Below are 26889 nucleotides of genomic sequence, written 5' to 3' on the forward strand. Positions count from 1 at the left end.
CATATACTAGCGCTCCCCGCGGGTCGTGGATGGGGCCCTTCTCTGGGAGAGGAGTCTCTCCAGGTGGGTCCGCAGGCGGGCCCACCACCCGTTCCGGGCAGACGCCAAGGCCAAAGCCCGCTCCTGCTCTTCATCCCGCTCGTCCGCCACGTCCAGGACGGGCTCCTTCGCCTCCAGCCACCGCACCTCCCCCGGCCCCCCCACGGTCCCCTCGGCCTGGGCGGGAAGGACCTCCATCGCCTCCAGGTGGAGCCCCTCCCGGGCCAGGCAGCGCACCCGCCGGCCCGTGGCCTCTTCCAGGGCCACGAGCCACGCGTCCCCTTCCCGGAAGAGCTCCGCGTGGACGAGGGGGTGCACGTGGACCGCCACCACGGGAGCCTGGACGGTCCGGACCGTCCGGGAAAGCTCCCGGCGAATCTGGTTCGCCACCGTGCGGGGAGAGAGCACCCGACCCCGGCCCTCACAGTACGGACAGGGGACGCGGAGGACGTGCTCCAGATCCTGATACACCCGCTTGCGGGTGAGCTCCACGAGTCCCAGCTGCGTGAGGTCGATGAGGTGGGTCCGGGCCCGATCCGACCGGATGGCTTCCTCCAGGGTCCGGAGAACCTGCCGGCGGTGCTGCTCGTTCTCCATGTCGATGAAGTCCACGAGGATGATGCCCCCGATGTCCCGGAGCCGGATCTGGCGGACCACCTCCCGGGCCGCCTCCAGGTTCGTGTGGAGGATGGTGGTCTCCAGATCCGTCTTCCCCACGTACTTCCCCGTGTTCACGTCAACCACGGTGAAGGCCTCCGTCCGATCGATCACCAGATACCCCCCGGAGGGAAGCCACACCTTCCGCCGCAGGGCATTCTGGATCTCCCGCTCGATTCCGAAGTGCTCGAAGACGGGCTCCTCCCCCCGGTACAGCTCCAGCCGGGAGCGCAAGTGCGGTGCGTAGGACTTCACCAGATCCGCGATCTGCTCGTACTCCCGGGGGGAATCCACCACGAACCGGCTCACCTCCTCGGTGAACAGGTCCCGCACCACGCGCCGGATGAGGCGGAGGTCCTGGTACAGGAGGGCGGGCGCCCGGTTCTGCCGGGCCCGTTCCAGGACCCGGTTCCAGACGCTTAGGAGGTAACGGAGGTCGTTCTGCAAGTCCCGCTCCGATGCCCCCTGCGCCGCCGTCCGGACGATGAGGCCCATCTTCGCCGGTCGGATGCGTTCCGCGATCTCCCGCAACCGCTTGCGCTCCGCCTCGCTCTCGATCTTGCGGGACACCCCCACGTAGCTCACCGTGGGCATGAGGACCAGGTAGTACGCGGGCAGGGCCACGTATGTCGTTACCCGGGCGCCCTTGGTGCCCGTGGGTTCCTTGGTGACCTGCACGATGATCTCCTGTCCGGGCCGCAGCCGCTGCTGGATGGCGCCTCGGCCGATGGCGTCTTCCAGCTCCTCCCCCCCGATGCGATGTGCCCGCACATCGCTCACGTGCAGGAAGGCGTTGCGTGCGAGCCCGATGTCCACGAAAGCCGCATCCATCCCCCGCAGGACGTTGGCCACCCGGCCCTTGTAGATGTTGCCCACCACCGGCTCGTCCCGCTCGATGAAGAGGTTCACGAGCTCCCCGTCCTCCCGGACGGCCACCCGAACCTCGAACGGTTCCACGTTTGCGAAGATCTCCCGCTTCATGGTCCACTCCAGCTCCGACGTCTCCCCAGGTGGAGGAGGATCCCGGTGGCGGCCAGGTTCACCAGCAGCGCGCTTCCCCCATGGGAGAGGAAGGGCAGCGGGATCCCGGTCACCGGCATCACCCCCACCGTCATCCCCACGTTTACCAGGACGTGAAACCCGACCGTGGAAACGATCCCCACGCCCACCAGCCTTCCGAAGGCATCGGGGGCCCGCTGCGCGGCCTGCAACCCCCGGATCAGGTACACCCAGAAGAGCCCAAGGACCCCCAGGGTGCCCACAAACCCCAGCTCCTCCCCGATCACCGCGAAAACGAAGTCCGTGTGCTGCATGGGCAAAAACTGCAGGGCATTTTGGGTTCCCTGGAAGAGGCCCTTGCCCCACAGCTGCCCGCTTCCGATGGCGATCTTGGACTGGATGAGGTGGTAGCCCGCTCCCAGCGGATCCAGGCTGGGATCCAGGAACACCAGCAGGCGCTTCTGCTGGTACGGCTTCAACCACCGCCACACCATGGGCGCGGCCGCTAGACCGATCCCCGCGAGTCCTGCCAGGGTCCGGAGGGGGGTGCCTGCCGCGAACAGCATTCCCAGGACGACGGCGAGGAACACGAGGGTGGTGCCGAAGTCCGGCTGCAGGAACACCAGCACCAGGGCCGGAAGCACCCAGAGTCCACAGCCCGCCACTTCCCAGAGATTCCGGGGAGGGGTGGGCCGGCGAGCCAGCACGTCCGCCAGGAGGAGGATGACGCTGAGCTTTGCGAGCTCCGAGGGCTGAAAGCTCAAGGGGCCCAACTGCAGCCACCGCTGGGCACCGAGCCGCTCGTAGCCCGCCAGGTCCACGGCCAACAGGAGCGCCAGACTCACCCCGTACAGACCTCTCGCGGCCCGCCGGAAGGCCTGGAGGGGCAAGGCGGCGCACCCCCCGAGCAGCACGCTTCCCATCGCCAGGTGCGCGAGCCGAACGGACAGCAGCCCCCAGGGGGATTCTGGAGAACGCGTGGCGCTGAGGATGGCCAGCGTCCCGAGGGTGCACAGCCCGAGGACGCTGCTCAGGAGCAGCAGGTCCGTCTCCGCCACCCACCGACGGAAGGCCGGCAGGCGCCTCCCGCGCCTGCGTCCTAGGGACGGCCAGCCGCTGCTTCCGTTGGTGCGTACAGATGCTTCCACGCCTGGATCACCTGACGTGCGATGGGCGCAGCGGCGATCCCGCCTCGAGCCCCGTGCTCCACCAACACCACCACCACGAGGCGGGGATCTTCCGCGGGGGCATACCCCGCGAACCACGCGTGCGGCCTGCCGCGGGAGGTTTCCGCGCTCCCCGTTTTTCCGGCCACCCGAATCCCTTCCACCGCCGCGGCCCGTCCGGTCCCCTCCTCCACCACGGCCGCCAGACCCTCCCGGATGGCCGTCCAGACCTCGGGGGGGAGGGAGAGGCGACGGAGCACCACGGGCTTGGAGGTATACAGGACCCTGCCCTCCGGGGAGAGGACGGACCGGAGGAGGCGGGGCTGCAGCACCTCCCCGCCGTTGGCCACCGCGGCCATCATCCGGGCCACCTGGAGGGGCGTGACGAGGGTAAATCCCTGCCCGATGGCCATGTTCAGGGTGTCCCCGGGATACCACGGCTCCCCGAACACCTGCCGCTTGTACTCCGGGGTTGGCACGATCCCCTCCACCTCCCCGGGCAGGTCCACTCCCGTCCGTTCCCCGAATCCCAGGGATCGGGCCATCCGGGCGAGCTGGATGGGCCCTACCCGGAGACCCAGCTGCCAGAACATCACGTTACAGGACTGGGCGACCCCGGAGCGGAAGGTCACCCTTCCGTGGGCCCGCAGGTCTCGGAAAACGCGCCCTCCCAGGGTCAGGCTTCCGGGGCAGAGAAAGGTACTGCCCGCATCCGCGGCCCGGGTGCGCAGCGCAGCGAGTCCGGTAACCACCTTGAACACGGAGCCTGGCTCGTACGCGGTGGCGAGCGCGCGGTTCAGAAGGGGAGTCCTCCGGTCGCCCGCGATCCGCCGCCACGTCTCGGGAGGGATCCCCACCGCGAAGAGGTTGGGATCGTAGGAGGGCCAGCTGGCCATGGCCAGGATCTCGCCGGTCCGAGGATCCATGGCCACCACGGCCCCCGGACGCGCGCCCAGGGCCCGCTCCGCCGCCTCCTGCAGGCGGAGATCGAGGGTCAGCACCACGGTGTTCCCGGGCCTTCCCTCCTGCTGGCGGAGCACCCGCAGGGGACGTCCCGCGGCGTCTACCTCCACCACCTGCTCCCCGTCCTCGCCCCGCAGCAGCCGGTCGTATTGCCGCTCCACTCCCGCCTTCCCGATGAGGTCCCCCATCTCGTATCCCCACGGCCGGAGACGCTCCAGCTCCGGTCCGCTGATCTCGCCCAGGTAGCCGAGGACATGGGCCGCCAGGGTGCCGTGGGGATAGGATCGAAGGGGATCCGCGATCACCGCCACCCCCCGGAGATCCGTGCGCCACTCCTCCAGGGTGGTGAGGACGCGGATCCCCACGTCCCGCTGGATCCGCACGAGGGCAAAGGGAGGGGCTCCACGCAGCTTCTGCAGGATCTCCACCTCAGGCACTCCCAGGAGCCGACTCAGGGCTTCCAGCACCCGTCTTCGATCCCCGAGCGCCATGGGGAGGACGGCCACGGAGAAGGAGGGGCGATTGGTCACCAGCGGGATTCCCCGACGGTCCAGGATCAGCCCCCGGGGAGCTGGCAGGCGGTTGATCCGGAGCCGGTTTCCTTGGGCCAGCTGGTCGTAGTATGCGCCCTGGAGGACCTGCAACTGCCAGAGCCGCAGCCCCAGCAGCCCCAGGGCTCCCGTGAGCACCGCCGCGAGGACGGCGATGCGGCGGGCCGGCCGTTCCTCAACGGGAAGCCGCACGGCCGACCCTCCCGACGCCCGGCCCTCTCCGAACTGCCCAGTAGACGAGGGGCGCCATCGCCGCGTGGGAGCAAGCGAGGAGCAAGATCTCCCCGGGTCTTACCCATCCCACCGGCCACCCCACGAGGGCGCGCACTCCCCACGATGCGAGGATGTCTACCAGGAAGGCTCCCAGGGCCGCCAGGGCCGGGATCCCTGCGCCCCCAGGTTGAACCACGTCCCTCCACATACCGCAGAGGAACCCCACGAGGATCTTCGGACCCGCGAGTAGGCCGAGGGCGTGGCCGCTCAGAAGATCCTGGAGCAGCCCGCCCGCCAAGCCCACTCCCGCGCCCGCCTCCGGTCCGCGGAGAAGAGCCCACGTCACCACCACCAGGAGGACGAGATCCATCCGACCGGAGGGGAGCCGGCGGACCAGGACCGGTTCGATCACCGCGGCCCCGATCAACCAGATCCCGACCCAACCTGCCTGCCGCAGCTGGCCCATCTCAGGGCTCCTGCCCGGAACCCACCAGGAGCAGGACCTCCTCGATACGGCCCAGGTCCGCGGTGGGAACCACCTCCGCCTCCAGGAAGAGGCCACCCTTGAATACGGAACGGATGGTCCCCACCCGCAACCCCCGGGGAAAGACCCCGCCGAGCCCTGAGGTGACCAGCACGTCTCCCGGACGGGCCGCGGCATCCCGGGGAAGATAGCGCAGCCGCAGGGAAGGCCCTGCCTGGCCCTCCACGATGGCCGCATCCCGGGTCCTCTGCACGAGGACCCCCACCGCGCTTCGGGGGTCGGTTATGAGGAGGACCCGGGAGGCGGTGGGGTAGACCTCCAACACCCGTCCAACCAGCCCATCCGCGGTCACCACCACGTCGTGGCGCCGGACACCGTCCCGCCCCCCGCGGTTGATGAGCACGGTGGCAAACCACGTATCCGGGTCTCGGGCCACCACCCGGGCCGCGAGGGTAGCGGTGGGGAATTCCGCCCGAAGGGCCAGCAGCCGGCGCAACCGGGCCACCTCCGCGCGCGCCTCTTCGAGGTCCGCTAACCTGCGGCGCAGCTGCTCCACCTCCGCCCGCAGCCGTGCGTTCTCCGCCCGCAATTCCCGGATCTCCGCGAGGGCCCGCCACCATCGCTCCCCGGTCTCCGCGGCTTCGTCTAGAGCCACCTGCATGGGTGTAAGCACGGCCAGGACCGCATGGCCCAGCCGGCCCACCGCCCGGCGGTCCGGAGCCCGGAGCTGCCCGGTGAGGAGCACGAGGACGCCCACGAGCAGGAGGGCCAAAAGGCCCGTGCGGCGCCGGGGGGTGACCCAGATCATGCAGGCGCTCCGCGAAGCGGGGGGAAGGCTCGGGAACCCCTCATAGCCTCTTCGTGGTGATGAGCACCTTCTTCAGGTGGTCGATCTCCTCCAGGGCCCGGCCGGTGCCCAGGGCCACCGCGGACAGGGGATCGTCCGTGAGGGTCACGGGCATCCCTGTTTCCTGGGCCAGCAACCGATCCAGCCCCCGCAGCAGAGCCCCCCCTCCCACCAGGACGATGCCCCGTTCCACGATGTCCGCGGCCAGCTCGGGGGGAGTCCTCTCCAGGGTCTGCCGCACCGCCTCCACGATGGCGGTCACAGGCTCGTTCAGGGCCTCCCGGATCTCCGCGCTGGTCATGCGCACGGTGCGCGGAAGCCCCGTGAGCAGATCCCTGCCCCGGACGTCCACCGCCTGCTCTTCCCGCAGGGGGTATGCGCTTCCCACAGCGATCTTGATCTCCTCCGCGGTGCGCTCCCCGATGAGGAGGTTGTAGGCCTTGCGGGCGTACTGGATGATGGCCTCATCCATCTCGTCCCCGCCGATGCGGATGGACTTGCTCGTGACGATGCCGCCCAGGGCGATCACCGCCACCTCCGTGGTCCCGCCCCCCACATCCACGATCATGCTGCCCACGGGCTCGCTCACGGGCAGCCCAGCCCCGATGGCCGCGGCCATGGGCTCCTCGATGAGGTACGCCTCCCGGGCCCCCGCCTGCAGGGTGGCGTCGATCACCGCCCTCTTCTCCACCTCCGTCACCCCAGAGGGGATCCCCACGATCACCCGCGGCTTGAGGAAGGACCGTCCCCGAAGCCCCCGACGGATGAAGTACGCCAGCATGGCCGCGGTGGTGTCGAAGTCCGCGATCACGCCATCCCGGAGCGGCCGCACCGCCTGCACGTCCGCGGGAGTGCGGCCGATCATGCGCTTCGCCTCCTCCCCCACCGCGAGGACCTGGCCATCGTCCACCCGGCGGGCGATCACGGAGGGCTCCCGGACCACGATCCCCTCTCCCCGCACGTACACGAGGGTGTTCGCGGTCCCCAGGTCGATTCCCATGTCCCGGGAGAAGTACCGGGTGAAGAATCCGTCCCACCACATGCGCGACCTCCTGGGCCGTGCCGAAGCTCGGCGCGCGGGCCTGCCTGGGAGTCTCTCTCCTGAGTGTACGCGGTTTGAAGGAGGCGGACTAGAACCCCAGGCCCCGTTCCCGCAGGCTCGTAAACCGGCCGTCGCCGAGCACCAGGTGGTCGAGGACGGCGATGCCCAACAGGGCCCCCGCCTCCCGAAGACGCTCCGTGAGTCGGACATCTTCGGGGCTCGGCTCGGGGTTCCCGGAAGGATGGTTGTGGGCGAGGATCACCGCGTGGGCTCCCCGACGCACCGCCTCCCGGAACACCTCCCGCGCGCAGACGGACGCCGCGTTGAGTCCTCCCCGGGCGGCCTCCACCACTCCCACCACCTCATGTCTGGTGTTCAGGAGGAGCACGCAGAAGTGCTCCTGCTCCCGGCCCTCCAGCTTCGTGCGCACCACCCGGGCCGCGTCCTGGGCGCAACGGATCACGGGGCGCTCCGAAGGATCGACCAACCGAGCCCGCCGGCCCAGCTCCAGGGCCGCGACCAGTACCGCGGCCTTCGCGATCCCCATCCCCTCCACCGCCGTCAACTCCTCCACCCGGGCCTGTCCGAGCTCCCGAAGCCCCCCAAACCGCGCGAGGAGCCGATCCGCGAGCTGGAGTGCGGAGACCCCCCGGGTACCCGTGCGCAGCACCAGGGCGAGGAGCTCCCGCACGCTGATCCCCTCCGGCCCCTCGCTCTGAAGCCGCTCCCGGGGACGGGCCTCAGGGGGGAGAGCGCGCAATCCTGCCATGACCCTCCGTCCCAGTGAACGCCCTACCGGCCGGGATTCGCGGGCTAAACCAGGCGCCAAACCCAGAGGGCCAGGACCACCCCGATGAGGATGGCGAGGTTCAGCCGGAGGACCGTTCCGAAGGTCAGGGAGAGAAGGGAGAGGTCCAGACGGAGGGGAGGTTCAATCCCGACTTCCACGGTGCGGGCGAGGAAGGAAAGGCCCGGGAGGTTGCGCACCGACTCCGCCAGCACATGCCCCACGACCCCCCCCAGGAGGACCACCAGGAGCAGCGCCCCCCACGCACGCCGGCCCCGCCGTGCCATGGCGCGGCACTAGGCCTTGCCCTGGTCCCCCTCGTCGTCCTCCCGCATGGTCCGCCGGAAGTCCCGGATCGCCCGGCCCAGGGAGCTGCCGATCCCGGCCAGCCGCGAGGGTCCGAAGATCAACAGGGCGATGAGCAGGATGACGACGAGCTCCGTGGTCCCGATCCCGAAGGGCATCCCTCACCTCCGGGCCCATTATAACAGGGTACGGGGGAGGGAGGCGGGCTCAGCGGCCACGACCCCTCAGACGCCAGAGGACGACCCCGAGGAGGAGTCCCCCGAGCACATAGGGCCCCCTTCCCAGGAGGAGGGAGCGGAGGGACCTTCCCGTAACCGCCACGGCGTCTATGACCTCCCGGATCTCCCGCCGCATCCTGTCGAGCCGCTGGAGGATTACGGCTCGGAGGGCCCGGATTCTCTGGACGAGCGCAGCAGGTCCCGGATCCACTGGAGATCCTCCCGGAGCACGGAGCGGAGCTCCACGAACTTCGCCGCGCGGAGTCGGCGGATGCCTCCCCACGCCGCGCCCACCACCCCCAGCAGGGACAGAAGGAAGATCAAGAGGGCTGCAGCCCAGAGGGGAATCCACAGGGAGAGGACCAGGGTCACCACCACGGGGGCGAAGAGGAGCACGCCGGCCAACAGACCTCCGGCCACCACGAGGAGCGCAATCCCGCGCACCACCTGCCCCAGGGCGAGCCGCAACTCCGCGCGGGCCAAGGCCAAGTGCTCGTTCCCCAGCCGCGCGAGATCCCGCAACAGGGCCCGGACTTCCTCGTGGAAGCGGTACGTCACCTCACATCACCCCGTGCGCGGTGATGATGGCGCGGGCGATCTCCACCAGCTTCCGGTTCTCCTTCTGGCTTTGCACCTGCATCCGGCGGAAGGCCTCCTGCTCGCTGATGCCCAGCCGTTTCATGAGGATCCCCTTGGCCCGCTCGATGAGCTTCCGGGCCTCCAAGGCCTCCCGGAGATCCTGCACCTCCCCCTGCAGCACCCGGAATTCCTCGAACCGCTTGCGGGCCAGGAGGATGGCGGGCAGGAGGTCCTCCTCCGTCACCGGCTTCACCAGGTACGCGAAGACCCCCGCTTCCAGGGCCCGCTCCACCAGCTCCACCTCGCTGTAGGCGGTGAGGAGGATGATGGGGATGGGCCGGTGTTGGAGGATCCGTTGGGCTGCGGAGATGCCGTCCAGGCCTGGCATCTTGATGTCCAGGATGGCGACGTCCGGCTCCCGCTCCTGGGCCAGCCGCACCGCCTCCTCCCCGTCCGTGGCTTCCCCCACCACCTCGAACCCCAAGGACCGCAGCTGCGTTCGCAGGGTCATGAGGCGGATGGCCTCGTCGTCCGCGATGAGGATCCGCAACCGCTCGCTCATCGCCAAAACCGCACCTCCACCCTCGTCCCCTTTTGGCTCTCCATCCGAAACGTCCCCCGCAGGTCCCGGTGGACCAGGTCCCGGACGATCTGCAGTCCCAGGTGGGCGTCCCGGTCCGGGTCGAATCCCGGGGGGAGCCCCCGGCCGTCGTCCTCCACGGAGACCACCACCTCCGCGCCCCGCGTGTGCAGGGTGATGCACACGTGCCCTCCCTGGCCGTTGAAGGCGTGCTGCACCGCGTTGGTCACGAGCTCGCTCAGAACCAGGGCCAAGCTGGTGGCCTGCTTGCTGGGCAGGAGCAGGTGTTCCCCTCTCACCTCGACGGACACCCGACTTCCAGGGCCGGAGAGATCCTGCACGATGGTCTCCCCGATGCGCTCCGCGAGATGGTAGAGGTCCACTTCCTCGATGTGTTCCACGCTCAGCATCTGGTGGACGGCCGCGATGCTCTTCACCCGCCCCATGCTGTGGCGAAGGCTCCGGCGGGCCTCCTCGGGCGCGGAGAGGGCCTCCAGGTACAGGAGGTCTGCCAGGGTCTGCAGGTTGTTCTTGATGCGGTGGTGCATCTCTTGCAACAGGGTCCTCAGCTGCCGGTTGGTCTGCTCCAGCTCCTGCTCCCGTTGCCGGATGACCCGATCCCGGGCCTCCAGGTACGCCTGCCCCACGGCCAGCATCTGCACGTCCACGGCCCGGTGGATGCGCTCCATGGCGAAGAGCACATCCGGAGGGAACGCCACCCACAGCCGTTGGCTCAGCATGGCCTGCACCTGAGCGTCCACGCTGCCGCGCAGCAGGCTCATGGCCTGGAGGATTTCCTCCAGACTGAAACTGGACTGGAGTTGCTGGGCCGCCACCCGATGGGCGTGCTCGTGGACCTCCTCCCGGAGGACCCGCTTCTCCTCCTCTCCCTCCGCCCGCAGGACCCGGATCAGGAGCTGCAGGGTCTGGCCCCCCCACTCGTCCACGAGGGCGGGAACGCCCGCGTACCGGGGGACCCGGCGGTGGAGCTCCTGGGTCCACCGGCGCAGGATGTCGGGAACGGCCCCCTCCAGGTGGGCCGCGGTGGTGCGGACCGCAAACCGCACCATGGCCTCCCGCAGGCGTTGGAAGGGCTCGGCCACGTAACGAAGAACCCGGGCGAAGGACCGCACCATCCCCACGGATAGTGTACCAGCCGAGGGGCCGCCTCCCCTCAGCGGTCCCGGATCAGGACGAACTCCGTGAGGCCGATGAGGCTGTCGCGGGCAGGGGCCGCGGGGAGGGTCCGGAGCGCTTCCAGGGCCCACTCCGCGTGCCGACGGGCGGCTTCCCGGGCATAGGCGAAGGAGCCGTACCGCAGGAGCTCCTGGCGCAGGCCCTCCACGTCCCCCTCCTGGATGAGGCGCACCAGACGCGCGCGGTCTCCATCCCGGGCATGCCGGAGGGCGTGGATGAGGGGGAGGGTCATCTTCCCCGACCGGATGTCGCTGCCGATGGGTTTCCCGAGGGTCTCCGGATCACTCAGCAGATCCAGGGCGTCGTCCGTGATCTGGAAGGCGATCCCCCAGTGGAGCCCGAACCGGTCCAGGCGCTCCGCCACCGCCTCCTCCGCCCCCGCCAGGAGGGCTCCACAGGCGCACGCGGAGGCGATGAGCCGGGCGGTCTTCCCCTCCACGATGCGGAAGTAGATGCCCTCCTCCGTGTGCGGGGTGTTCCCGTACCGGATCTGCAGGATCTCCGCCTGGCTCATGGAGACCGTGGCGAGGGACATGCGGCTCGCCACGGTCTCCCGGCCGATGCGGGAGAGCAGGTGGAAAGACTTGGCGAACAGGTAATCCCCCAGCAGGACCGCCACCTGGTTTCCCCACCGGGCGTTCGCGGTGGGCTCGCCCCGCCGCAGGGGGGATTCGTCGATGACGTCGTCGTGGATCAGGCTCGCCACGTGGATGAGCTCCACCGCCGCGGCCAGGGCCCGGCTTTCCGCGGCAGGTTCTCCCACGGCCCGGGCGCTGAGGAAGGTGAGGGCGGGACGGAGGAGCTTGCCCCGGGTCCGGAGGACGTGGGTGACCAGCTCCTGGATGAAGGGATCGTCCGCCGCCAGCTCCTCCGAGAGCAACTGGAGGAGGGCTTCCAGGTCCTCCCGCACGGGCTGGTAGAGGGCTTCAAGGACACGCGGGGTCATCGGGCCTGCTGGGCTCCCAGCTGTCGGACGTATGCCACAAGCGCCCAGATCTGCTCGTCCCTCAGGGCCCCGAAGGCCGGCATCCCGCTGCGGCGGGGCGTATCCGCCAACCCGTGCTTGATGACCCAGAAGGTCGCCCCCGGAGGCATCCGTTCCTGGAACGCGCGGGCGTGGAAGTTCATGGGCTTTGGGTTCAAGGTCGCGCCCGCGGGACCGTCCCCCCGACCCTCCGGACCGTGGCAGACCGCGCACAGGGTCGCGTACTGCTGCCCCGCGGCCTGCAGGGCCGCGGGGCTCACGGGGGGCATGCGGGCGGCTCGGGCCTCCTGCGGGACCACCGCGAGGATTCCCTGGACCTGCTCGCTTCCGTCTTCCACCGGGCCCGCGGCGATGCCGCTCACGCCGGGGACCGTCCGGGCCACGGGCCGCACCTCCGGCGCCACGAGTCCGCCCACCACGAACAGGTACAGGACCGCCCAAGCGGGGAGGAGGGCGTAGAGCAGGAGCAGCGGCACCGGAAGCCGTTCCCGCCGCGTGGGATGCTCTGGCGTGGGAGCGTGCTCCGCCATCCCTTCCCTCACTTCAGGCTCATCAGGTAGGCCACCAGGGCCCGCAGCTCCGCGTCCGAGAGGTACGCGTAGGAGGGCATGCGTCCCGGAGGTGTACGACGACGGGGGTCCCGGAGCAGGCGCAAAAGCTCCTCGGCGTTCGTGATCCGGTTTCCCACCCGCGCGAGATCCGGGCCGATCCGCACCGTTCCCAGGGCCGTGGGATTCAGGTGTGCGTAGTCCCCCGGGCGGGAGGCCTCTCCGAGATCCCCGCTCCGGGCCACCACCCCGAACCGGGCCTCCGGGATCCGCACCTGCTGGGTGTGACACTGGGCGCACCCCTCCCGGAGGTACACCGCGTACCCCCGCTGCGGCTCCCCCACCAGCGTCCGGGTCGCCCGCGCGGGGGGGACCGCGGGGAGCAGCACCGTGACCACAAACCCGGCGAGGGCGGTGACCAAGCACATCAGGGGTAGCGAGGCAGCACGCGTCTGCATCCCGACCTCCCTACACCGCGAGCACCAGGTCCCGCTCCGCCGCGGGAACCTCGATCCCGGAATCCGCGGTGAGGAACACGTTCCAGCAGAACGCCACCTGCCCGAAGGCCACCAGACCGAGGGCGATGGCCCGGGCCGCCAGGTACGGGACCACCGCGTTCACCCCGTGGCCGAAGGGCACCGTACCCGTGGCCCACACCGCGCCCTGCACGAGGCCCGCCATCAGGAGGGCTCCCGCGGCCAAAAACCACCCTCCCGTCCACGCCCAGAAGTGCCACCAGGCGAGCCGGGGGCTGACCAACACCCGCCCGACGGCGGCAGGGATCATGACGTACGCGGCACCCAGAGCCACGGATCCCGCTCCGGCACCCAACAGGAGCGCCGTCCTCGCCTCCGTCCACAGGGTGAGACCGGCGATCCGGGCGGGGCCGAGTAGGGCTCCCAGTCCTGCCGCGAGGGCCCCGAAGAGGAACGCGGCGCTGCCCACCGGGAAGAAGGCCAGCCCGGGGGATTCCGACAGCCGGGCCCACTGTCCCTCCAGGGCCCGCCACACCCCCGCGGCGGTGCTTGCCGCGGGGATCAACAGGAGGAAGCCGGCGACCGCTCCCACCGTCTGTGTCCAGAAGGGCACCGGTCCCCAGATGAACTCGGAGCCGGTGCTGAAGGGAGCGAAGGCCGCGGTGGTGAGGAGCACCACCAGAGTCAGGGTGGAGTTCGCCTCCCCCGCGTTCGGTCGCCCACCGGCCAGACTCAGGGCCACCGCGGAGGCCGCGCCGAACAACCACAGCCACCCGAGCCCCTGGCGCAAGAACGCCTGCGCCAGGGCGTCCACGATCCCCCAGTAGGGGTTCCCACCCGGCGTGAACAGCCCCTTGCCGAGCACCAGGACCACCACGAGCCACGTCACGGAGCCCATCCCGAGCCAGGCAATGGGATCTTCACGTTTTCCCGCCCGCACGGTCCGCACAAGACTCCACAGCACCAAGAGCGCCGCGGCCAAGCGCAGGAGATCTGTACTCGGGGGTGCCTCCCCCCACAGCCGACCCCGGGAGATCCCCCGCAGGAGATCCCACCAGGCCAGGAGTCCCGCCAGGTTCCACAGCCAGAAGGCGAGGTTCGCCAGGCGTACGCCCCAGAGGGGCTCCCGGACCGTGGACGGGACGATGGCCAACAGAGCCGCGAGGAGGAGGTTGCTGCAGAACCCGAAGATCCAGAGGTCCCGGGCCGCCGCCATCAGCCGGCCGTAGGAAAGCCACGACACGTCCCCGAAGATCCCCGGGAAGACCAGGTGGAGGCTCGCGGCGAGCTCGTGGAGGGCCGCTAGGGCTCCCCAGGCAGTCCCCAGGTACAGGAAGCGACGGGAGGGGCTCCAGGGTTCGTCCGTGAACATCCAGCCCAGCATCTACGTCTCCGCCACCAGACCGAAGGATGCCACGAACAGCAGCAGCAGGAAGAAGGCAATCCAGAAGAGGGTGTACCACAAGTAGCTGCGCAGCGTCCGGGGGTTAAACCGCCCGATCATCGCTTCCCTCCTGTCGTGGTGAGACCCTGGACCTTCTCCACGAAATCCCGGACCGCGGCCACGAACGCCTCCTGGTCGTGGAGGCCGTAGGCGAAGAAGGCCACCCGCTCCGGGTCCACCCGCTGGCGCTGCAACCGCTTGCGCAGCTGGTCGATCCGGCCCTCCATGATCCAGTTCCCCTCCCGGTTCAGGCAGTCCCCCATGGGGCACCCGCACACGAAGACCCCCGCGGCACCGCTGCGCAGCGCCAATTCCAGCCAGGCGGGCCGCACGAATCCACTGCACGGCACCGCGATCACCGTGACCTCCGGGCACGCCTTCATGGTGCCGTCCGGGTTCAGCAACCCTTCCCCCGAGACGGCCCAGTCACATAGGAATCCCACCACCCGCCCAGGACGCTCCGGTTCCGTACGCTCCGTCACCTGCGGCTGCGCCATCGCTCCTCCCTCTTCATCCCGTGGGGACCGGGGCTCCCGTGGCCTGCCGGATCCGCTCGTGGATCTCCCGCTCCAGCATCCGCGGAAGCTCAAGGGCCTGGAAGGGGCACGCTCCGATGCAGATCCCGCACTCCACGCACCGGGAGTCCACCACCACCGCCAGCAGCTTCCGGTTGGCCGCGGCCCGGGTCTTCCCGGGATAGGGGCTGGGCACCATGTAGATGGCGTTGTACGGGCAGTCGTAGTAACAGAGCTCGCAGCCCGTGCAGTTGTCCTCCACCACCACGGCCACCCCGGGAGATCTGGGAACCCGGTCAGGATCGTCGGGCAGGGAGTACGGGATCCACAGGCCGTACACCACCAGGGCCATGACCAGCAGCAAGGCCCAGCCGGGGGCCATCCAGCGGGCCAGCACGTAGGGCCAGAGGTAAAACCAGTCCACCGCGAACCCCTCCGGCTGCGCGCCCGGGGCCGCGGGCCGGCCGCTCGTGGCGGGAAGAACCGCCGCGAGGAAGAACAGCAGCCCCACGCTGAAGAGGACCCACAGGGCCGGCGGCCACACCTTGGGGTGCCGGATGCGGACGTAGTGCCACCAGAGGAGGACGTAGAGGGTGACGGCCGGACCCACGTGCAGGAACAGGAACCGGGGAAGGGTGGCATCGCTCACCCCGGGACCGCCCACGAACAGCCGAACCAGGTGCTCCCCCACCAGGGGCACGTCCCGGAGGGCCTGGACGGTCAGGCTCGCCAGGAGCTGGCTGCGCTCGTCCCACACCAGCAGATACCCCGTGAACCCCGCAAGCCCGCTCACGACCAGGAGGAACATCCCCGAGATCCACGCGGAGTCCCTCGCCTTCCGGTAGCGCTCCGTGAACCAGTTCCGGAACAGGTGCAGCAAGATGGCCACCATGAAGGCGTCCGCCGCATACCGGTGGATCCCCCGGAAGATCACCCCGTAGGGCACCCGATCCGTGAGGAACTGCACGGAGGCATAGGCACCCTCCAGGCTTGGCTCGTAGTACAGGAAGATGAGGATGCCGGAGATCACGAGGACGGTGAGGAAGAGGTTTGCGAGACCCCCCGTGTAGTAGAGGGGGTTGAAGTCCTGCGGGTAGACCCGCTGGATCCACCGGTCCAGCCGCAGGGTCCAGTCCTGCAGCCTCAGGATCGCCTTCCGGTACACCCTCTCATTCCTCCCGCGCGGTAATTCCCGCCCTCCGAAACAGCAGCACCAGGAAGGAGTACAGCATGAGCAGGACCCCCATGGCCCCCGCGCTCACGAGCCGACGATCCGTGAGCTCCCCGTACACCACCCCCCCCACACAGGCGAGGGAGGCGAGGCTCAGGAGGACGATGCCCCGGGCGGATCCCCGCTCCCCCCGGGCCAGGATGCGCTCGTACACCCCGATCCGACGCCGGATCCGGCCGGCCCGCCGGTCCGCCGCGTACATCACGAGTCCTGCCCCGAGGAAGGCGGCCACGAGCAGCGCACTCCATCCCACGGCCCGGGCCCAGGTTCCGGGATTTCCCGTCTGCACCGCCGCCCTCCAGGCCGACCATGCCTCCGGCAGGGCCAGGACCGCGGCGGCGAAGGCGAGAAAGAAGGCGAGCCTCTGCACCGCTACGCTCCCGAACTCGGGGCAGGCCGCGCCGCGGGGACCGCCCTCGGGGCGGGCCTGGGGGCCGCGGCCTCCGCAGCCCGCACCTTCCGGCGGTACCGGATCTCCAGCAAAAACCCCAGGGTGAGGGTGAGGGCGGTGAGGACGAGCACGATGTGGGGATCCCGGCCGATCACCGCGATGTTGAACAGGATGAGGGCGGTGAAGACCAGGAAGTAGGTAAGGGCCATGATGCCTACCACGGTGAAGAAGGGGCGCTCGCTGGGCCGCCGTCCCTTGCTGCGGTCCAGGAAGGGCACCAGCATCCCGTAGGCGATGAGGAGCCCCGGTCCCAGCCCCGCCCACAGCGGTGGGGTGTACTTCACGTACTGGTACAGGGCCAGGAAGTACCAGTCGGAAAGGATCGGCAGCGGCGTCCGGTTCGGGTCCGCCCGCCGGCCCATCTCCGCGGGGAAGATCCAGCTGGCGGCCACCAGCATCAGCAGCAGGATCACCAGGGCGGTGGGGGAGAGGTTGAAGCGCTTCCGGCGGGTGAAGATGAAGTACAGCTCCACCAGGATCAAGAGCAGCACGGAGATCCCGAAGTGGATGGCGTAAAAGCGGGTGAGGGTTCCCTGGCCCTCCGCGGGGCCGCCGAGGAACGCGAAGGCGATGGCGCTGCCGAACCGGGTCTGGCCGATGAGGGGGAGCTGGTCCAGGTAGACGGCCACGGTGAGCACCACCTTGGCGGCCCAGAAGGCCCGCTGGTTCCAGATCAGGAGATACCCCGTGAGGCCGGAGATCATGGCCAGCACCAGGGACCCGAACAGGATCATCCAGCTGAGCTCGTTGGGTCGCTTGTACTCCCCCAGGAAGTACATGCGGTAGATCCGGAGGGTGATGGCGATGATGAGCATGTCCGCCCCGTACTTGTGCATCCCCCGGATGAGCCAACCGAAGGGGATCTCGTGCTGGATGCGGAGGATGGAGTTGTAGGCCCCGTGGGTGGTGGGCTCGTACCAGATCATGAGGAGGATGCCGCTCACGATGACCACGATCCAGGAGAAGTACACGATCTGGCCGAGAAGATAGAGGGGGTTCCCGTAGCGCTCCACGTTCGTCTCGTCAAAGAGATCCAGCTTCTGCTTGCGCTCACTGAACCACTCCCGCAGGCGCTCCCACATGGTCAGGCGATCCCTCCCGGCTCCACCGCGGTCACCACGATCACCCCGTTCCGGACCTCGTAGACGAAGTAGCGGGGAGGACGCGGCGCCGGGCCGGAGAGCACCCGGCCCGGGACCTCCCGGTCCGCGGGGTCGTAGATGGAGAGGTGGCAGGGGCAACCCAGGAGCCCGTGCCGGCGCTCCGGTGGGGGCACGTAGCCCCCGTACCCCGCCGTGATCTCCCGCCAGTCCGGCACGTAGTTGAAGATGCATCCCAGGTGCGGGCAGATCCGGGAGAAGACCACGATGTCCGTGGGTTCCTTGCCCTCCTTGTAGCCCGGGAAGCGCACCTTCCACGGGAGCCGGATGGCCACCCCGGGAACGGTGGCCGCCTTGGCCTGCTCGGGCGTGTACTGCGGGTACTTCTGGGTGAACACGAAGAACTTGCTGGACCAGGGCTCCGCGAGCTCCTCCAGCCGCGCGATGGGAAGAGGCTCCCCCTTCGGGAGGTCTCCCTCCGCCAGATCCGGCGGAACCTTGCCCTGCGGCACGCCGAGACCGGGCTCCAGGTTCGGCTTGAGGTAGCGCAAAAGAGGCGCCGCGAAGGCCGCGAGGGCCCCCACGGCGGGGATGGAGGCCACCAGTTGCAGGAAGGTCCGTCGGTTCACACCCTTTGCCTTCTGCTCCTCCGCCATGCTCCCCCACTCCTCACCGGAGATCCGCGGGCGGCTCGTACACGAAGGTCCACAGGTAATCTACCACGGCCCAGATCTCGTTGGGGCTGAGTTCATCCCGGAACGCAGGCATGAGCTTCAACCCCCGCCGCTCCACGCCCTCCGCGATGCGCTGGTAGAGCTCCGTGGGCTTCCGGTAGGCCATCCACTCCCGGTCCGTGAAGATCCCGGGGCCCACCCCCCGGGCCCAGGTCCACACCAGTTCCCGGAACTCCTCCGCCCGGGGTCCTCTCCCATCTCCGGCCGGTCCGTGACATTCCGCGCACCTCTGCTGGTAGATCCTCCGGCCCAGCTGCAGCCGCTCCCGGGTGGTGGTCCGGCTCCACTCCCAGAACACCACGTCCCAGATCTCCTGGTCCGTGAGCCGCGGGGTTCCGCCATCCGCGGCCCCGTACGCGGGGTGCTGGAACCCGGGCATGGCGGTGTGCGGGCGACCCCGGGCCACGGTCTCGAACATGGAAAAGGGGGTATTGAGCCGCATCTGGTCGAGGTTGTGGAAGTTGGCGGGCCGGGAGGGAAGGGGCTCTCCCCTCGGGCGGATCCGGAAAAAGCTCAGGAAGTCCGTGTAGAGGTTCTTCTCGGGTGCGGTGAGGGTCTTCGCCATGGGCCCGTCTCCCCGGCCCTCGGGTCCATGGCAGACCGCGCACCGGGCGTCGTAGGTCTTCTTCCCCGCATCCGCGCTGGGCTTGCGGGGCATGAAGCCCATGCGGACCACGTAGCGGGGAAGGGGCTCATAGGCAGGTCCCCGGGGCCCGGCCATCCGGATGTACGGTTGGCAGCCCCCGAGCAGCACCGCGGCGAGGCCGAGGAAAAAGACACGCACCGCGACGGGTCGGCTCATGCGATTTTCCCGATCTTGCCCGCGCTCTCCTTCCGGGAAGACACGAAAAGGCAGGACCGGCGCGGCCCCGCCCTCAAGGCCACCGGCATTGTCCAACCTTTCCCGGGATCCGTCAAGGCGCGTCCTCCCCTCCCTCGTACTTCGTGGGGCACTTGGTGAGCAGGACCCTCGCCCGGAACACCCCCTCCGGACCCCACGTCCCCTCCACCACCACGGGCGCCCCGTCCCGGAAGAGGTCCGTCACCACCCCCCGGTAGGTCACGGGCAGCCGGGCGTCTCCCTCCGCGAGCACGAAAAAGACCCGAGAACCTTCCCGACGGATGCTTCCGGGGACCACGTTCCCCGCCACCCGAACCGGGACGCCGTACGCAGCCTCCCCCCGGGCCTGAAGTTCCGAGACGGTGACGTAATAGACGGCCGCGGACCGCACCCCACCGTAGACGAGCACACCGAGACCCGCGAGGATGAGCCCCACGAGCAGGAATCTCCGCCTCTTCACTGGCGATCCTCCACGAACCCGTGCGGTTCTGTCCGCTTCCCCTCCCGCACCTGGGCCTCCAGCCTCGTGATCTCCTGATGAAGTTGGCTCGTCCGATGGTGCAGCCACATGAGGTACGCCACCAGGGCCACCCACACGAGCCAGTACGCCCAGAACAGGTAGACCATGCTACCCGCTTACCTCGATGCGCAGGCGTCGCACGGCCCCGTCCAGGAGCCCCACCCGCAGACGCAGGCGCACCAGAGCCGCGTACAGGAGGATGAAGGCGAAGAGCGTCATCACCAGGGCGTGCACCATGGCGGGCTCCAGTCCCGTGGGCCTGCCCGCGGGATCCTGCCCGAAGACCACGGGGTGCACGCCGCGCAGCAGGCGGACGCTCAGGAACACGAGCGGCAGGTTCAGAAAGGCCAGGATGCCCACCACCGCCGCAAAGCGGCGGGCTCGGTCTCCCTCCGAGACCGCGCGGAGAACGAGATATCCCAGGTACACCAGCTGCGTCAGGAGGGTGCTGGTGAGCTGCGGTTCCCACGTCCACCACACCCCCCAGGTGGGCTTGGCCCACACGGCTCCCGTGAGGAGCACGAGCCCGTTGAACAGCACCCCGATCTCCGCGGAGGCTCCTCCGAGTTCGTCCCAGTAGGCTTCCCGGGCGCGGAGGTACTGGATCCCCGCGCCAAAGGTCACGAGGAAGGCCAGCAGAGCCGCTCCCCACAGGCCCAGGTGCACGTAGAAGATCCGCTGCAGGTGGCCCATGATCCGCTCGGTGGGGGCGTAGAAGAAGCTTCCGTACCACGCCAGGGACAGCGCCACCACCAGCGCCCCGGCCTCCAGACGCTTCAAGATCCGTCCTCCACCACGGCTTCGAAGAGCAGCAGACTCGCGGCCCCCAGGATGATAGCAAAGGCAGCTACCAGCCGCAATTCAGGCCACGCCTCGCCCAGCGGCAGTCCCCGCAGGACCTTCGCCGTGGCTCCCACGCTGCCGATGAGGAGGGGGAGGGCCAGGGGCACGAGGAGGAGCGGGAGCATCAGCTGCCGCAGGCGGGTGTTCGCGGCCACCACGCTGAGCAGGGTTCCCGGGAGCCCCAGGCCTGCGCTGCCCAGCAACAGGACCGCGCCCAGGGAGGCCACCCGGCGGGGATCCAAGTCTACGTTCAGCAGCACGGCGAACACGCCGAGGCTCAGAGCCTCCACGAGCAGCATCCACAGGAAGGTGCTGGTGGCCTTCGCGCCCAGGATGGCGGCCCGATCCACGGGGCTCGCGAGTACGGCCCACCCCGCCCGCTGCTCCTGCTCCAGTTCATACGCGCGCCCAAGCCCCAGGAGGGCGGTGAAGGTGACGGTGGTCCAGAGGATCCCCGGCCCTGCGGAGGCCACCACCGCGGGGTCCAGCCCCACAGCCACGCTGAAGAGCACCAGGGCCACGAGGGCCATGGTCCCCATGGAAAGGAGGATCTCCCGGGCCCGCAACTCGATCCGGAGGTCCTTGCTGACCAGCGCCCGGTAGGCTGTCCAGAATCCGGGAACCCGGCCGCCTCCCGGCAAGGCCGCGGTGGCCGGAGGGCGGGAGGATCCCGCCTCCGGCACCAGCCGCCCGTCCCGCAGGCCCAGGATCCGGTGGCAGAGTCCCGCCACCTCCTGGGGTCGGTGGGTGGTGAGGACCAAAGCCCCCCCGGAGGCAAGGTAGCGGAGCAAGGTGGTGCGCAGCCAGTCCGATCCCTCCGCGTCCAGGCCCGTAAAGGGCTCGTCCAGGAGGAGGAGGGCGGGCTGGGGCAGGAGGGCCCGGACGAGGCTTACGCGCTGCTGCCACCCCCGGGAGAGGTTCCGCACGAGCTCCCCCCGCCGCGCTCCCAGCCCGCCCTCCTGGATCAACCCCTCCACCCGTTCGGGGGCTACCCCGTAGAGCACGGCGAACAGGCGCAGGTTCTCCTCCACGGTGAGGCCGCCGTACAGGAAGGTCTCGTGCCCGGTCATCCCCAACCGGATCCGGACGGCCTGGGGTTCGTGCCACGGATCCAGACCGAACAGCCGCAAGCTCCCCCTATCCGGCCGCAAGAGGGTGGCGAGGACGCGCAGGAGGGTGGTCTTTCCCGAGCCGTTGGGCCCCACGATGGCCACCGCCTCCCCGGGATACACCTCCAGGTCCACCTCCCGCAGCACCCGGTGCTCTCCCAGGGCTTTTCGGATCCCTCTCGCGGAGAGTACGGGGGACACGGACCTCAGGTCGAAGACGCCAGCAGACGGGCCTCGAGGGCTTGCCGGAGGACTTGCCCGTCGAAAAGGAAGAAGGGGTAGCCGCGGTAGGTGGCCGCCGCGTACGCAGCCTCCTGCTGCTCCAGCCGGGTCAGTGCCTCCCGGACCCGGCGGATCTCTTCCGCGAGGGGGGCGCTCAGCTCCTGGTTGATGGCCCGGATCCGATGGGTGAGCGCTCGGCGCTCCCGGCGGGTCAGGGACTCCTCCTGGAGTCGTCGGATGAGCGCCCACTTCTCTTCCACCAGGCTGCGGAGGCGGGGATCCTGGGGTTCTAGGATTCGGTCGGGGTTGTGGAGGAGCTCGTGCAGCCGCTGTTGGAGGCGTGCCCGCTGGATCCCCGGGTCATCCGGGGAGGGCAGCGGGAGGTGGAAGGTGGCGGTGACCACGGCGAAGGGGGGAGGGTCCAGGGCGAACAGGTTACGGATCAGCCGGTCCGTGGCACGGTCGTAGAGGGCGCCCCCGACCCCGTGCACGAAGAGATCCGCCACGCACACCCGCACGAACAGGGTGAGGGCCATGCCCCTCGGCCGCAACCCCAACCCCGCGAGGACCTCGGGGGGCGTGCGGGGACCCACCCGGGCAAGTTCTCCCTCCTCCGTGGAGAGGACCACCTCCTCCCCGGCCCGCTGGGCGAACACCGGCCGCCGCCTCCCCTCCCGCACGGCCCACAGGGGGAGCTCGTAACGGTCCGACCACCGCCGCAAGTTGGGGAACGGCTGGGCCGCAGATCGGATCCCCTCGGACTTGCGGTGGGCCTCCAGGGCCTCGTTGTACGCAGCCCAGAAGGACTCGCAGGTACTCGCCATCCAACGGGCGAACCGCAGGAACCCCCGGGTCCGGCACAGCCAGGAGATCGGGAGCTCGGGGTACGCGGCGGCCGGTTCGAAGGCACGTCGCAGGCGCGCCACGAACTCTCCCAGGCTCTCGCACGCCTCCCGCTCCCGCTCCCCGAGCACCCTCAACCGCTCCAGGCCCGAGAGGAGGGCGGGATCGCCCAGGGTCGCGAGATCCTGACGAACCGCCTCCACCCACTCCCGCCACCGTGTCCGTGCGGGCGGCGGGGCTGCCTCAAAGGGGACGTCGGGGGGGCACCGCACCAGGGCCCGGTGCACGGTCCGCAGCTCCCCGTCCCACCGCGGCACCGCCACATCCAGCACTTCCACCGCATCGCTGTCCACGATGAGGTTCAGGGGCCGGACTCCCGGACACAGGCCCAGCACCAGGGTCTTCGCCCAGATCCCGGGGTGATGGAAAACGGGCTGGTGGCCGGTGACCACGAGGGGCCCTGAGCCCTCCCCGGTTTGGAGGCCCCACCGGAGGCCGAAGCGGGCTGCGGCCGCGAGGACCTCCTCCCGAACCTCCCGGCGGAATGCCCCCAGGGCCTCGCCGTCCAGGCGGGCAGGGCTACGAGCCAGGCTCTCCGCGTTCGCCTCCGCCACGGCCGGCCAGCACGGCAGGGGAGGGAGGCACACCACCTCCCCGGAGCCCCTGGGAATGCTCGGTCGCGGGGTCTCCGCCGCCTGCGGGCGGTCCCTCCTCACAGCAGGGCATCCAGGGTTCGTAGGCCCACCTCCTCCCGCATCACGAAGGGCTCCGCGTACGCCACCCCCACCAGGGCCCCGAAGTAGGCGGCGGAGGTGCGGAGGAGATCCAGGATCCACAGGTTTCCCCGCTCGTCCTCGAACTGGCTGCGGTAGGCAGCCACGCTCTCCAGCTTGCGCTCGAAGGTCTCGCTCACGTCCACCAGGAAGGAGGGGCGCCGCACCATCCGGTAGTGGGTGGAGAAGTAGTGGATCACCCGCCGCGGGTAGTGGGGCTCTCCGGGGATGTCGGACTTGGTGAGTTTCGCGTAGAACCGGGCGGCCTCCCCGAGCTGCGCGGCCTGGACGTGGTCCGGATGGGCATCCTCCCAGTACGGCACGAACAGGAGCTCCGGCCGAACCTCCCGGATCACCCCTGCCACCTGTTTGCGGGCCTCCACGGTGTCCAGGAGGAACCGGTTGGGAAGATCCAGGGTGATGCGGCGCACGCCCAGGATGTCCGCGGCCGCGGCCGCCTCCCGGAGCCGGCGCTCGGGCGTCCCCCGAGGGGTGGGCTCGCCGTTGGTGAGGTCGCAGAGCACCACCGTCCAGCCCTGGCGGACCAGGAGGGCCACGGTCCCGCCCATCCCGATCTCCGCGTCGTCCGGATGCGGGCTCAGCACCAGGGCCCGCCGGCTCATCCCCTGGGCTCCTTTCCCGCGCAGACCGCGGACTCCGCCCCGCGCAGCCACCGCTGTACGGCACGGTGCAGGACCTCCCGGTAGTACCGCAACCGGACCTCCGGGTCATCGAGTCCCCCCCAGAACCGGCGCGCGGGATTCTTGTAGATGCGGCCGATGGGGATCTCCCGGACGCGCAGCTTCAAGGCCGCGGCCTGCACCCACACCTGCAGGGGCATCCCGTAGGAGGGCTCGTCCAGTTCCAGCCTCCGGAGGGCCTCCGCCCGGTACGCCTTGAACCCGCAGAAGGCATCCGTGATCCCCAATCCCGTGAGGGCGTTCACCTCCTCCGTGATCTCCCGGTTGATGCGGAGCCGGTCCGGCGGCGGATCCTGGCCCCGGGAGGAGCCCGGGAGATAGCGGCTCCCGGAGACGATGTCCACGCCCTCCAGGGCGCTCAGGAGGTCTGGGATGAGGTAGGGCTCGTGCTGCTCGTCGCAGTCCATGGTCACCACCACGTCGTACCCGTGTTCCAGGGCATACCGGAAGCCGCTCATCAGGGAGGCCCCGTACCCGCGGTTTTCCGGGTGGCGGATCACCCGGACCTCCGGAAACCGCTTCAGGATCTCCGGGGAGTGGTCCGTGCTGCCGTCGTCCACCACCAGGATGTCCGCCGCGGGCGCGTACCGCCGCACCGCCCGCAGCACCCCTTCCAGGGTCTGCTCCTCATTGTACAGGGGCATGACGATGAGGACCCTCATCGCAGCTCCCGGAGGGCCTCGTAGGCTGCCTCGACCGTGTGCTCGATCTCCTCCGGCCCGTGGGCCAGGGACACGAACATGGCCTCGAACTGGCTGGGCGGGAGGTAGACGCCCCGGCGCAGCATCTCCCAGAAGAACTGCGCATACCGGACCACATCCGACCTCCGGGCGCTTTCGTAGTCCCGCACGGGAACCTCGGAGAAGAACAGGGTGAGCATGCTCCCCACCCGGTTCAGCTGCACGGGCACGCCCGCGGTTCGGGCCGCGTCCAGAAGTCCCTCTCCCAGTTGGGCACTCGTCCGCTCCAGTTGCTCGTAGGTTCCGGACTGCCGCAACCGTTCCAGGGTCGCCAGCCCCGCCCGTACCGCCACGGGATTCCCCGAAAGCGTGCCCGCCTGGTACACGGGTCCCGCGGGCGCCACCAGGGACATCACGTCGCGCCGTCCACCGTAGGCCGCGAGGGGAAACCCACCGCCGATCACCTTCCCCAGAGAGGTGAGGTCCGGCCGGATGCCGAGGACCGCCTGGGCCCCGCCCCACCCGACCCGGAAGCCCGTAATGACCTCGTCGAAGACCAGCAAGGCGCCGTACGCCGCGGTCAGGTCCCGCAGGATCTCCAGAAACGCCCGCTCCGCGGGCACCACGCCCATGTTGCCCGCCACGGGTTCCACCACCACCGCGGCGATCTCCGGTCCGAACCGCGCGAAGGCCTCCTCCACGGCCTGGACGTCGTTGTACGGGAGGGAGAGGGTATGCTGGACCGCGGCCGCGGGAACGCCCGGGCTATCCGGGAGCTCCAGGGTGGCCACGCCGCTCCCCGCACGGACCAAAAGGGCGTCCGCGTGCCCGTGATAACCGCCGTCGAATTTCACGATGCGGTCCCGCCCCGTGGCGGCCCGGGCGACCCGGAGGGCACTCATCACCGCCTCGGTGCCGCTGCACACCAGCCGCACCATCTCCAGGGAGGGAACGGCCTCGCAGAGCACCTCCGCGAAGGCCACCTCATACGGGGTGCAGGCACCGAAGGAGCTTCCGCCTTCCACGGCCTCCACCGCGGCCCGCACCACCTCCGGGTCCGCGTGCCCGCAGATGAGGGCGCCCCAACTGCCCACGTAGTCCACGTACCGGTTCCCGTCCACGTCCTCCACGTATGCCCCCTCGCCCCGCACGATAAAGGGCGGAATCCCGCCCACCGCCCGAAAGGCCCGGACAGGGCTGTTCACGCCCCCCGGCATGAGGGCCTGGGCGCGGGCGTAGAGCCTGTGGGAACCGTCCTGCCTCATGCCCGGAGCTTCCGCGCGGCTTCCTTCGCGAAGTACGTGAGGATCACATCCGCCCCGGCCCGCCGGATGGCCAGGAGGGTCTCCCACATGGCCCGCTCCAGATCCACCCACCCCCGCTGGGCGGCGGCGTGGATCATGGCGTACTCCCCGCTCACCTGGTAGGCGGCGGTGGGCACCCCGAACCGTTCCTTCACCGCCCGCAGCACGTCCAGGTAGGGGAGCGCGGGCTTGACCATCACCAGGTCCGCACCCTCCTCCAAGTCCTGCGCCACCTCCCGCAGGGCTTCCCGTATGTTCGGGGGATCCATCTGGTAGCTTCGCCGATCCCCGAACCGCGGGGAGCTCTCCGCGGCCTCCCGGAACGGGCCGTAGAAGCAGCTGGCGTACTTCGCCGCATACGCCAGGATCCCCACGTGGGAGTAACCCGCCTGATCCAGGCTCCGGCGGATGGCCTGGACCTGCCCGTCCATCATGCCGGAGGGCGCCACGAGGTCCGCGCCGGCCTCCGCCTGGGCCACCGCCACGCGGCCGTAGATCTCCAGGGTGGCATCGTTGTCCACGGGCCCCTCGGGCCCTGCCAAGACCCCGCAGTGGCCGTGGTCCGTGTACTCGCACAGGCACAGGTCCGCGAGGAGCACCACCTGATCCCCGAACTCCCTCCGCAGCCTCCGCAGGGCTCGCTGGACGATCCCCTCAGGGCTGTAGGCCTCGCTCCCCACCGGATCCTTCCGCGTGGGGATCCCGAAGAGGATCACCGCCCGGACTCCCGCCTCCAGGAGTTCTCCCACCTCCCGCACCAAGCTGTGCAAGGTGTGCTGGTACTGACCCGGAAGGGAGGGAATCTCCACGGGCTGCGAGAGGCCCTCCTTCACGAAGAGGGGGGCGACCAGCTGCTCGGCCCGCAGGGCGTGCTCGGCCACCAGCCGCCGCAGGACCTCCGTGCGACGCAGCCGCCGTCCCCGGTGGACCGGAAATCCCAT

At 69.8% G+C, this 26889-nt stretch carries 31 protein-coding genes; all 31 read right to left on the reverse strand.

Annotated features, from left to right (window positions below; genetic code table 11):
* Nucleotides 1-6: 6 nt before the first annotated feature.
* The gene (locus tag QN206_04190) at nt 7-1677 is read right to left on the reverse strand and encodes an Rne/Rng family ribonuclease (GenBank protein ID MDR7614003.1); all 1671 of its coding nucleotides are present in this window, start codon (nt 1675-1677) and stop codon (nt 7-9) included.
* On the reverse strand, nt 1674-2753 hold the full coding sequence (rodA, locus tag QN206_04195) for a rod shape-determining protein RodA (GenBank protein MDR7614004.1): 1080 nt from the start codon (nt 2751-2753) through the stop codon (nt 1674-1676). The genes QN206_04190 and rodA overlap by 4 nt, the downstream gene beginning before the upstream one ends.
* A gap of 41 nt (nt 2754-2794) precedes the next feature.
* Nucleotides 2795-4567, reverse strand: a complete 1773-nt coding sequence (mrdA, locus tag QN206_04200; protein ID MDR7614005.1) for a penicillin-binding protein 2 — start codon at nt 4565-4567, stop codon at nt 2795-2797.
* A complete protein-coding gene (gene mreD / locus QN206_04205) occupies nt 4551-5054 on the reverse strand; it encodes a rod shape-determining protein MreD (GenBank protein MDR7614006.1) in 504 nt (167 codons plus the stop codon). Before mreD ends, mrdA begins: the two co-directional genes overlap by 17 nt.
* Before the next feature lies 1 nt (nt 5055).
* A complete protein-coding gene (gene mreC / locus QN206_04210; protein MDR7614007.1) occupies nt 5056-5880 on the reverse strand; it encodes a rod shape-determining protein MreC in 825 nt (274 codons plus the stop codon).
* Nucleotides 5881-5920: 40 nt separating this feature from the next.
* The gene (locus QN206_04215) at nt 5921-6961 is read right to left on the reverse strand and encodes a rod shape-determining protein (protein MDR7614008.1); all 1041 of its coding nucleotides are present in this window, start codon (nt 6959-6961) and stop codon (nt 5921-5923) included.
* An 88-nt stretch (nt 6962-7049) separates the two neighbouring features.
* Nucleotides 7050-7730, reverse strand: a complete 681-nt coding sequence (radC, locus tag QN206_04220) for a DNA repair protein RadC (GenBank protein MDR7614009.1) — start codon at nt 7728-7730, stop codon at nt 7050-7052.
* A gap of 44 nt (nt 7731-7774) precedes the next feature.
* On the reverse strand, nt 7775-8035 hold the full coding sequence (locus tag QN206_04225) for a DUF4321 domain-containing protein (protein ID MDR7614010.1): 261 nt from the start codon (nt 8033-8035) through the stop codon (nt 7775-7777).
* A gap of 9 nt (nt 8036-8044) precedes the next feature.
* The gene (gene tatA, locus QN206_04230) at nt 8045-8212 is read right to left on the reverse strand and encodes a twin-arginine translocase TatA/TatE family subunit (protein ID MDR7614011.1); all 168 of its coding nucleotides are present in this window, start codon (nt 8210-8212) and stop codon (nt 8045-8047) included.
* Nucleotides 8213-8428: 216 nt separating this feature from the next.
* The gene (locus tag QN206_04235) at nt 8429-8830 is read right to left on the reverse strand and encodes a phage holin family protein (GenBank protein MDR7614012.1); all 402 of its coding nucleotides are present in this window, start codon (nt 8828-8830) and stop codon (nt 8429-8431) included.
* A 1-nt stretch (nt 8831) separates the two neighbouring features.
* On the reverse strand, nt 8832-9413 hold the full coding sequence (locus QN206_04240) for a response regulator (protein MDR7614013.1): 582 nt from the start codon (nt 9411-9413) through the stop codon (nt 8832-8834).
* Entirely contained in the window at nt 9410-10567 is a 1158-nt protein-coding gene (locus tag QN206_04245) for a sensor histidine kinase (GenBank protein ID MDR7614014.1), read from the reverse strand. Before QN206_04245 ends, QN206_04240 begins: the two co-directional genes overlap by 4 nt.
* Before the next feature lie 38 nt (nt 10568-10605).
* Nucleotides 10606-11574, reverse strand: coding sequence for a polyprenyl synthetase family protein (locus tag QN206_04250; GenBank protein ID MDR7614015.1), 969 nt, complete (start codon nt 11572-11574; stop codon nt 10606-10608).
* On the reverse strand, nt 11571-12143 hold the full coding sequence (locus QN206_04255; protein MDR7614016.1) for a cytochrome c: 573 nt from the start codon (nt 12141-12143) through the stop codon (nt 11571-11573). Before QN206_04255 ends, QN206_04250 begins: the two co-directional genes overlap by 4 nt.
* A gap of 8 nt (nt 12144-12151) precedes the next feature.
* Nucleotides 12152-12619: a cbb3-type cytochrome c oxidase subunit II gene (locus QN206_04260; protein MDR7614017.1), complete on the reverse strand. Its 468-nt coding sequence runs from the start codon at nt 12617-12619 to the stop codon at nt 12152-12154.
* A 10-nt stretch (nt 12620-12629) separates the two neighbouring features.
* Complete coding sequence (locus tag QN206_04265) at nt 12630-14021, reverse strand: cbb3-type cytochrome c oxidase subunit I (GenBank protein MDR7614018.1); 1392 nt, start codon at nt 14019-14021, stop codon at nt 12630-12632.
* A gap of 116 nt (nt 14022-14137) precedes the next feature.
* A complete protein-coding gene (locus tag QN206_04270) occupies nt 14138-14578 on the reverse strand; it encodes a hydrogenase iron-sulfur subunit (GenBank protein MDR7614019.1) in 441 nt (146 codons plus the stop codon).
* A 13-nt stretch (nt 14579-14591) separates the two neighbouring features.
* Nucleotides 14592-15761: a cytochrome b N-terminal domain-containing protein gene (locus QN206_04275; protein MDR7614020.1), complete on the reverse strand. Its 1170-nt coding sequence runs from the start codon at nt 15759-15761 to the stop codon at nt 14592-14594.
* A gap of 4 nt (nt 15762-15765) precedes the next feature.
* Nucleotides 15766-16197, reverse strand: a complete 432-nt coding sequence (locus QN206_04280; protein ID MDR7614021.1) for a hypothetical protein — start codon at nt 16195-16197, stop codon at nt 15766-15768.
* A 2-nt stretch (nt 16198-16199) separates the two neighbouring features.
* Nucleotides 16200-17360, reverse strand: coding sequence for a cytochrome b N-terminal domain-containing protein (locus QN206_04285; protein ID MDR7614022.1), 1161 nt, complete (start codon nt 17358-17360; stop codon nt 16200-16202).
* Nucleotides 17361-17362: 2 nt separating this feature from the next.
* Nucleotides 17363-18034: a Rieske 2Fe-2S domain-containing protein gene (locus QN206_04290; GenBank protein MDR7614023.1), complete on the reverse strand. Its 672-nt coding sequence runs from the start codon at nt 18032-18034 to the stop codon at nt 17363-17365.
* 13 nt (nt 18035-18047) lie between these two features.
* Nucleotides 18048-18914 (reverse strand): c-type cytochrome, encoded by an 867-nt coding sequence (locus tag QN206_04295; protein MDR7614024.1) that lies wholly within the window; start codon nt 18912-18914, stop codon nt 18048-18050.
* A 112-nt stretch (nt 18915-19026) separates the two neighbouring features.
* Nucleotides 19027-19413, reverse strand: a complete 387-nt coding sequence (locus tag QN206_04300; GenBank protein ID MDR7614025.1) for a cytochrome c maturation protein CcmE — start codon at nt 19411-19413, stop codon at nt 19027-19029.
* Entirely contained in the window at nt 19410-19580 is a 171-nt protein-coding gene (locus QN206_04305; GenBank protein ID MDR7614026.1) for a CcmD family protein, read from the reverse strand. Before QN206_04305 ends, QN206_04300 begins: the two co-directional genes overlap by 4 nt.
* 1 nt (nt 19581) lies before the next feature.
* On the reverse strand, nt 19582-20253 hold the full coding sequence (gene ccsA, locus QN206_04310) for a cytochrome c biogenesis protein CcsA (protein ID MDR7614027.1): 672 nt from the start codon (nt 20251-20253) through the stop codon (nt 19582-19584).
* Nucleotides 20250-21626 carry a heme ABC exporter ATP-binding protein CcmA gene (gene ccmA / locus QN206_04315; GenBank protein ID MDR7614028.1) on the reverse strand — a complete coding sequence of 459 codons (1377 nt, stop codon included), beginning with the start codon at nt 21624-21626 and terminating at the stop codon, nt 20250-20252. Before ccmA ends, ccsA begins: the two co-directional genes overlap by 4 nt.
* Before the next feature lie 5 nt (nt 21627-21631).
* Nucleotides 21632-23206, reverse strand: coding sequence for a hypothetical protein (locus tag QN206_04320; GenBank protein ID MDR7614029.1), 1575 nt, complete (start codon nt 23204-23206; stop codon nt 21632-21634).
* A complete protein-coding gene (gene bshB1 / locus QN206_04325) occupies nt 23203-23886 on the reverse strand; it encodes a bacillithiol biosynthesis deacetylase BshB1 (GenBank protein MDR7614030.1) in 684 nt (227 codons plus the stop codon). The genes QN206_04320 and bshB1 overlap by 4 nt, the downstream gene beginning before the upstream one ends.
* Complete coding sequence (locus QN206_04330; protein MDR7614031.1) at nt 23883-24626, reverse strand: glycosyltransferase family 2 protein; 744 nt, start codon at nt 24624-24626, stop codon at nt 23883-23885. Before QN206_04330 ends, bshB1 begins: the two co-directional genes overlap by 4 nt.
* Complete coding sequence (gene hemL / locus QN206_04335) at nt 24623-25909, reverse strand: glutamate-1-semialdehyde 2,1-aminomutase (GenBank protein ID MDR7614032.1); 1287 nt, start codon at nt 25907-25909, stop codon at nt 24623-24625. The genes QN206_04330 and hemL overlap by 4 nt, the downstream gene beginning before the upstream one ends.
* On the reverse strand, nt 25906-26889 hold the full coding sequence (gene hemB / locus QN206_04340) for a porphobilinogen synthase (protein MDR7614033.1): 984 nt from the start codon (nt 26887-26889) through the stop codon (nt 25906-25908). Before hemB ends, hemL begins: the two co-directional genes overlap by 4 nt.

Source organism: Armatimonadota bacterium, from assembly GCA_031460175.1.
GTDB classification, from domain to species: domain Bacteria; phylum Sysuimicrobiota; class Sysuimicrobiia; order Sysuimicrobiales; family Sysuimicrobiaceae; genus Sysuimicrobium; species Sysuimicrobium tengchongense.